This is a genomic window from Streptomyces fuscigenes (assembly GCF_021556455.1).
GTDB lineage: Bacteria > Actinomycetota > Actinomycetes > Streptomycetales > Streptomycetaceae > Streptomyces > Streptomyces fuscigenes.
Genome location: NZ_JAKGCV010000302.1, coordinates 1 through 6846 on the forward strand (window position 1 = coordinate 1; position 6846 = coordinate 6846).

Consider the following 6846-nt stretch of genomic DNA (forward strand, 5'->3'; position numbering starts at 1 on the left):
GGAGGGCGCGACGTCCCGGCCCGATCCCGCGCCGCCGTCCCCGTCCGCCGAGGCGGGCCCCGAGGTGACCACGACGATCTCGTCCTCCGCGCTCCACACCCGCCGCTCGGCCTTGGGCGGGTTGAGCCGGACGCCGTGGTCCGGCGCCACGGCCCGGCGATCGCGGCGGCGGTAGCCGATGGCGCACTCGCCCCGGTCGCGGGCCGCCGCGACGACGGTGGCGAACGTGGCCTCGCGGCCGGGGCGGACGTAGGCGCCCGCCTCGCGCAGGGCGATGGCGGTGCCCTCCGCCGAGAACAACTCGTCGAACACGGGCGCCAGATGGCGGTTCTGCGCGATCTGCGCCATCAGCAGCCCGGTCAGCTGCCCGCTCACGATGACGTCGGTGCCCGGACTCACCGGCGCGAGCGGCCGGTTGCGGTCGTCGACGAGCTCCGTGACCACGCCCATCTCGCGGCCCGTGCGCTCCTCCAGCAGCCGCAGGGACAGCAGCGTCACCAGCGTCCAGTCGTCGGGGCGGTCCGGACCGGCGCCCGGGTCGGGTCCGAGGACGACGAGCCCGTCGTACGGGCTGAGGTCCAGGCCGAGCAGCGTCTCGGGGCGGCCCAGCGGGGCGGTGCAGAAGCGCGTGGTCAGCCGCTCGCCCGGGGCGGGCCCCGGGACCGGCTCCCGCCCCTCCAGCGCCGCCCCCGTAGCGCCCGGCGGCCCCGCCGGCACCTCGCGCGGGCCCGGGCGCGGTGGCAGCTCCCCCGCCGGCCCCGGCCCGCGCGGGCGGGGCACCGCCCGGCCGCCGGCCACGTCGAGGACGGAACCCGGCCGGGCCGAGCGGCGCAGCTGGTCGAGCACGAGGGGGGCGCGCCGGTTCCAGCCGAGCAGCAGCAGCCTGGCGGGCGCCTCGGGCCGCACGGCGGCCGACGCGACCGCCGACCGGTCGACGAGGTGGCGGCAGTCCTCGGGCCGCGTCGTGTCGTCGTCCTCGGCCAGCACGATCAGCCGGCTGCCCGGCTGCACGGGCGTGTCCGCGGGCGGGTTGAGGAGCGTGCGCCCCTGCGCCGTGAGCAGCCCGACCACGCACGACTCGGCGTGGCCGAGGAGCGTCGCCCCGAACGGCCGGCCGTGGAAGCGGCTCGCGTCCGCGAGGTGGAACTCGTCGCCCGCGAAGTCCAGCAGCTCCCGCAGGACGAGGGAGAAACCGGGGCGGCCGACGCACTGCGCGATCAGCCGGGCCGTGACCGTGTCCGTCTCCAGTACCGTGCCGCGCGGGCCCGCGGCCAGCCGGGCCGGCGCCAGGAACCGGTCGTCGCGCACCGCCGCGAGGACGGGCGGGCCGCTCTCCCCGCCGCCGAGGACCGCGCGCAGCGCCAGCAGGATGCGCAGCACCTCCGCGTCGCCCGTCGGCTCCGCCGGGGGCAGCACGAGGACGGTGCTCGCCGTCGCCGGGCTGACCAGCGCGAGGACGGCGGGATCGCTTGCGGGGCCGCTGCGGCAGATCAGCCGGGTGCGGCGGGGCGGCCCGATCCCCGCGGCCAGTGTGCGCTCCATCTCCGCCTTGTCCCGGTCGGCGAGCAGGACGATCGCGCGAGGACGGTGGCGCGCCTGCGCGGCGACCAGCTCCCCGACCACCGTGGCGACCTGGTCCGACCAGCCGAGGACGACGACATGGCCGTGCTCCAGCACCGTCGAGCGGCCGCGGCTCAGCTCCGCCATCCGCTCGGCGAGGCCGGTGGTGATCACGCCGACGAGCGTCGACACGCCCAGCAGGGCCACCACACCGAGCAGGGCGGACAGCGCCATGCCCAGAAGCGTGCCGGGCACCGAACCCAGGCGCAGCGTCTCCGCGCTCGTGCGCCACGCCGCCGCGAGCCGGCCCGCGACCGAGCGGGGCGCCGTGGGGTCCGTCCACACCAGAGCCACGCTCACGGGCAGGATGAACGCCAGGCACGTGGCGACCAGCCAGCCCATCAGGGTGCCGGTGCTGCGGGCCAGCGTGCGGTCGAAGCGGTAGCGCGCCCGGTCCCGTAACGGAACCGGCCCCCGCCCCTTGGGTCGTGCCACTCCCACCCCACCCTTTTCGCCTCGCGCCGCGCTCCGCGCGGCTGCGGCCCCTCCCGCCTCCGCACAGTGCGGCCTGCGGCACGCGGACACACCGCATTCGTCGGCCGGTTCACTCCTTCGGGGAAGCGCACCGGTGGGCGCACCGGCTGCCCGTGTGCGCCCACCCGGGACCCGGTCCGTCCCGCCGGTGACCTGGTGCACCGCCGTACGCGCTCCTCCCGGCCCCGCCGGGCGCGCCACGTCCGGCCCCGCCGCGGCGGCCCGGGGACACCGCCGCCCGGGCCCTCCCCCACACTGGTGGCATGGACTTCACGATCAGGCCGGCCGAGCCGGGCGAGTACGCGGCGATAGACGAACTGACGGCCGGTGTCTACGTCGGGGAGGGCCTGGTGGACGCCGGCAACCCGTACGTCGAGCGGCTGCGCACCGCCGCCGGGCGCGCGGCCGAGACCGCGGTGCTGGCGGCGGTCGACGCGGACGGGACGCTGCTCGGCTCCGTCACGTACGCGGACGCCGGGACCGCCTGGGCGGAGGTGGCACGCGGGGACGAGGCGGAGTTCCGCCTGCTGGTCGTCTCGGCCGCGGCGCGCCGGCGCGGTGTCGGCGAGGCGCTGGTGCGCGCGTGCCTGGCGCGGGCGCGCGAGGCCGGCCACCGGGCCCTGGTGCTGTCCACGTCAATGCGCATGACCGCCGCCCACCGCGTCTACGAGCGCATGGGCTTCGTCCGGGAGCCGTCGCGCGACTGGTCGCCGCGGCCGGACGTCGCCCTGCTGGCCTACGCGTTCACCTTCGAGGGCTGACCCGGAGGGTCGTCGGGCGGAGGTCGCTCCCGGGCTCCGCTCAGCGCACCCACTGCGTGAGCGGCTCGGTGTCGAGGGTGATCCCGACCGGGTCCGGCAACTCCACGCCCTTGCCGAACGGCACCACCCGCACACTCTCGTAACGCACCCCGTCCGGCTCACTGTGCACCCGCACCTCGCACGCGTCCCGGTCGATCAGCAGATACACCGGAATACCCGCCTGCGCGTACGCACCCGGCTTCTCCACCCGGTCGCGCCCGTCCGTGTCACTGTCGTACGAAGTCACTTCGACGGTCATGATCACGTCGCCCGGCTCCGCCCACTCGCCCTGCCCGACGAACGCGTCCATGGGGGCGAGCGATCCGTCGGGCCGGGCCCGGCCCTTCCGGCACTGCTCGACCTTGAGCCCCTGGTCGGGATGGAGCCAGAGCTGCGAGTCGTGCTGCATGCAGATACGCGTGAGCCACTGGATGATGCGCCCGTGATCTCCGTCCGGCACTACCTTGGTTCGCACTTTCCCGTCGAACAGTTCGAGCCTGATCGCACGCGTGGTGCGCGCCATGGCAGCGGTGGCCCTGTCGAAGTCGTCCGTGAAGGTGCGCGTCTCGTGGTCGGCAACGGTCATGGGGAGCACCTCCTCTGCCCTTGAACGACAGCCCAAGCCGCTCGTTCGTCCTGGCTGTCGCGGTGTCCCTCAGCGCACCCACTGCGTGAGCGGCTCGGTGTCGAGGGTGATCCCGACCGGGTCCGGCAACTCCACGCCCTTGCCGAACGGCACCACCCGCACACTCTCGTAGCGCACCCCGTCCGGCTCACTGTGCACCCGCACCTCGCACGCGTCCCGGTCGATCAGCAGATACACCGGAATACCCGCCTGCGCGTACGCACCCGGCTTCTCCACCCGGTCGCGCGCGTTCGTGTCGCGGTCGTACGAAGTCACTTCGAGGGTCATCAGAACGGCGCCCTCCGGATCGGCCCACTCCCCGCGGCCGAGGAGCGCGCCGCTCTCGGCGAGCACCCCGTCCGGCCGGGCCCGCCCCCGGCGGTACGCCTGTACCTTGAGTCCTTGCTCCGGACAGAGCCACAGCTTCGGCCTGGACTGCAGGCAGATGCGTGTCAGCCACTCGATGATCCGCCCGTGTTCGGGGCCCGGCACGCTCTTGCTCCTGATCTGGCCGTCGATGAGCTCGAGCCGCACGTTGGTCAGCCGCCCCGCCAGCAACTCCGCGGCTTCTTCGAACTCCTCGGGAACGATCCAGCGCTCGTGGCTCACAGCGGCCATGAGAAGCACCTCCTCCACCCTCGAAACCCTATCCCAGGACGCCGACAGCCGGGCGACCAAAGCGCCGCGCGCCACAACATCTAGTGGTCGTTGCGCCGCGCGCACCCAGATGTATGCTCATCCCGCTGCCGCCGCAGGGGAACCCGGTGCGAATCCGGGACTGTCCCGCAACGGTGAACGCGGCGTGCCCCCGGCACGTCCGCACAGTCCGGCCACCTGCCGGCAGCCGCCCCTGCGCCGTGCCGGGGCTGCCAGGACGTCCGGACCTCGTGGAGCGGGTCGGTGGACGCGGTGGTGCCTGCCCTGCCCGGGCGGCGCCCTCGTCACCGTGCCCCGCCCCGCGTGGCCCGGCCCAGCGAGGGAGAGCCACCAGCGTGACCATCGCACCCGCGGAACCCGTCTCGGCCGAGCTGCTGCGGACGCTCACCGACCTCACCGCCGACCTGCCCGACGCCGAGCCGGGCCGGGTGGCCGCCGCCGCGCTGCGCGGCCGCAGCGCGCGGGCCGACACGGCCGAACTGCTCGCTCTGGCCACCGAGGCCGCGGCCGGGCTGATCGCCGAGGACCCCGCGTACAGCCGGCTCGCCGCCCGGCTGCTGGCGCGCGCCGTGGCCGAGGAGGCCGCGGGCGAGGGCGCCGTGTCGTTCTCCGCGTCGATCGGGGTCGGCCACCGCGAGGGGCTGATCGCGGACGCCACCGCCGCGTTCGTCGCCGCGCACCGCGACGCGCTGGACGCCCTGGTCGACCCGGGGGCGGACGACGGCTTCGAGTACTTCGGCCTGCGGACGGTGTACACGCGCTACGTGCTGCGCCACCCGATCACCCGCCGGGTGATCGAGACGCCCCAGTACTTCCTGCTGCGGGTCGCGGCCGGACTCGCCCGCGACACCTCCGGGGCGGCGCTCGCCGAGGTCGCCGACCTGTACCGGCTGACGTCGCGGCGCGCGTACCTGCCCTCCTCCCCCACGCTGTTCAACTCCGGCACCCGGCACCCGCAGATGTCGTCGTGCTACCTGCTCGATTCGCCGCTGGACGAGCTGGACTCGATCTACACGCGCTACCACCAGGTCGCCCGCCTCTCGAAGCACTCCGGCGGCATCGGGCTGCCGTTCTCGCGGGTGCGCTCACGCGGCTCGCTGATCCGCGGCACCAACGGGCTCTCGAACGGCATCGTCCCGTTCCTGCGCACCCTCGACTCGTCCGTCGCCGCGGTCAACCAGGGCGGCCGGCGCAAGGGCGCCGCGGCCGTCTACCTGGAGACGTGGCACGCCGACATCGAGGAGTTCCTCGAACTGCGCGACAACACCGGCGAGGAGGCCCGCCGCACGCACAACCTGAACCTCGCGCACTGGATCCCCGACGAGTTCATGCGCCGGGTCGCCGCCGACGGGGACTGGTCGCTGTTCTCGCCGTCGGACGTGCCCGGGCTCACCGACCTGTGGGGCGAGGCCTTCGACACCGCCTACCGTGCGGCCGAAGCGGCCGGCCTGGCCCGCAAGTCGCTGCCCGCGCGGGAGCTGTACGGGCGGATGATGCGGACGCTCGCACAGACCGGGAACGGCTGGATGACGTTCAAGGACACCGCGAACCGCACCGCCAACCAGACGGCGGAGCCGGGCCGGGTCATCCACTCCTCCAACCTGTGCACCGAGATCCTGGAGGTCACGGACGACTCCGAGACCGCCGTGTGCAACCTCGGGTCGGTCAACCTGGCCGCCTTCGTGCGGCGCGGGCCCTCCGGGTACCCCGGCGTCGACACGGCCCTGGACTGGGAGCGCCTCGACGCGACCGTCCGGGTGGCCGTGCGCTTCCTGGACCGGGTCGTGGACCGCAACTTCTACCCGACCACCGAGGCCGGGACGTCCAACTCCAGCTGGCGGCCGGTCGCGCTGGGCGTGATGGGGCTGCAGGACGTGTTCTTCGCGCTGCGGCTCCCGTTCGACTCGGCCGACGCCCGCGAGCTGTCCACATGCGTCGCCGAGCGCATCATGCTCACCGCGTACGAGACGTCCTGCGACCTGGCCGCCGAGGACGGGCCGCTGCCTGCCTGGGAAGAGACCCGGGCCGCACGCGGCGTGCTGCACCCGGACCACTACGGCACCACCCACCACTGGCCCGAGCGGTGGGAGGCGCTGCGCGGGCGGATCGCCGGGACGGGCATGCGCAACGCGCTGCTGCTCGCCATCGCCCCGACCGCGACCATCGCGTCGATCGCCGGCGCCTACGAGTGCATCGAGCCGCAGGTCTCCAACCTGTTCAAGCGCGAGACGCTGTCGGGCGAGTTCCTCCAGGTCAACCCGTACCTCGTGGCCGACCTGAAGCAGCTCGGCCTGTGGGACGAGGCGACCCGCGAGGCGCTGCGCGAGGCGAACGGCTCGGTCGCGGGCCTCGACAGGGCGCCCGCCGAGCTGCGGACGCTGTACCGCACCGCGTGGGAGCTGCCCCAGCGCGCGCTGATCGACCTGGCGGCCGCCCGTACGCCCTACCTCGACCAGGCCCAGTCGCTGAACCTGTTCATGGAGACGCCGACCATCGGGAAGCTCAGCTCGATGTACGCGTACGCCTGGCAGCAGGGCCTGAAGACCACGTACTACCTGCGTTCGCGCCCGGCCACGCGCATCGCGCGCGCCGCCGCCGGCCGCACCGCCACCGCTTCGGTACCCCCGCAGGCGGCGCCGGCCGCGGGCGCCGCCGCCCCGGCCGCGCCCG

At 74.6% G+C, this 6846-nt stretch carries 5 protein-coding genes and 1 riboswitch; of the genes, 2 read left to right on the plus strand and 3 right to left on the minus strand.

The genetic code is table 11. The features are described 5' to 3' along the window. Window positions 1-2055 (minus strand): CASTOR/POLLUX-related putative ion channel (locus L1885_RS20610; RefSeq protein WP_235798647.1); only part of this gene is annotated, 2055 nt, incomplete at its 3' end. Between the two features lie 302 nt (window positions 2056-2357). Between L1885_RS20610 and L1885_RS20615 the strand changes: the two genes are divergently transcribed. Next, the gene (locus tag L1885_RS20615; protein WP_235798648.1) at window positions 2358-2855 is read left to right on the plus strand and encodes a GNAT family N-acetyltransferase; all 498 of its coding nucleotides are present in this window, start codon (window positions 2358-2360) and stop codon (window positions 2853-2855) included. Between the two features lie 40 nt (window positions 2856-2895). Here the strand turns inward: L1885_RS20615 and L1885_RS20620 are convergent, their stop codons facing one another. Next, window positions 2896-3480, minus strand: coding sequence for a Uma2 family endonuclease (locus L1885_RS20620; protein ID WP_372481987.1), 585 nt, complete (start codon window positions 3478-3480; stop codon window positions 2896-2898). A gap of 69 nt (window positions 3481-3549) precedes the next feature. Beyond that, window positions 3550-4137, minus strand: coding sequence for a Uma2 family endonuclease (locus tag L1885_RS20625; protein WP_235798649.1), 588 nt, complete (start codon window positions 4135-4137; stop codon window positions 3550-3552). A 137-nt stretch (window positions 4138-4274) separates the two neighbouring features. Beyond that, window positions 4275-4354: riboswitch (cobalamin riboswitch) on the plus strand. Window positions 4355-4511: 157 nt separating this feature from the next. Here L1885_RS20625 and L1885_RS20630 point away from each other — a divergent pair. Then, on the plus strand, window positions 4512-6846 hold a 2335-nt coding region (locus tag L1885_RS20630; protein ID WP_235798650.1), incomplete at its 3' end, for a ribonucleoside-diphosphate reductase subunit alpha.

Coding starts and splice junctions, on each gene's coding strand:
- L1885_RS20615 (WP_235798648.1), top strand. CDS start 2,358: ATGGACTTCACGATCAGGCCGGCCGAGCCGGGCGAGTACGCGGCGATA.
- L1885_RS20620 (WP_372481987.1), bottom strand. CDS start 3,480: ATGACCGTTGCCGACCACGAGACGCGCACCTTCACGGACGACTTCGAC.
- L1885_RS20625 (WP_235798649.1), bottom strand. CDS start 4,137: ATGGCCGCTGTGAGCCACGAGCGCTGGATCGTTCCCGAGGAGTTCGAA.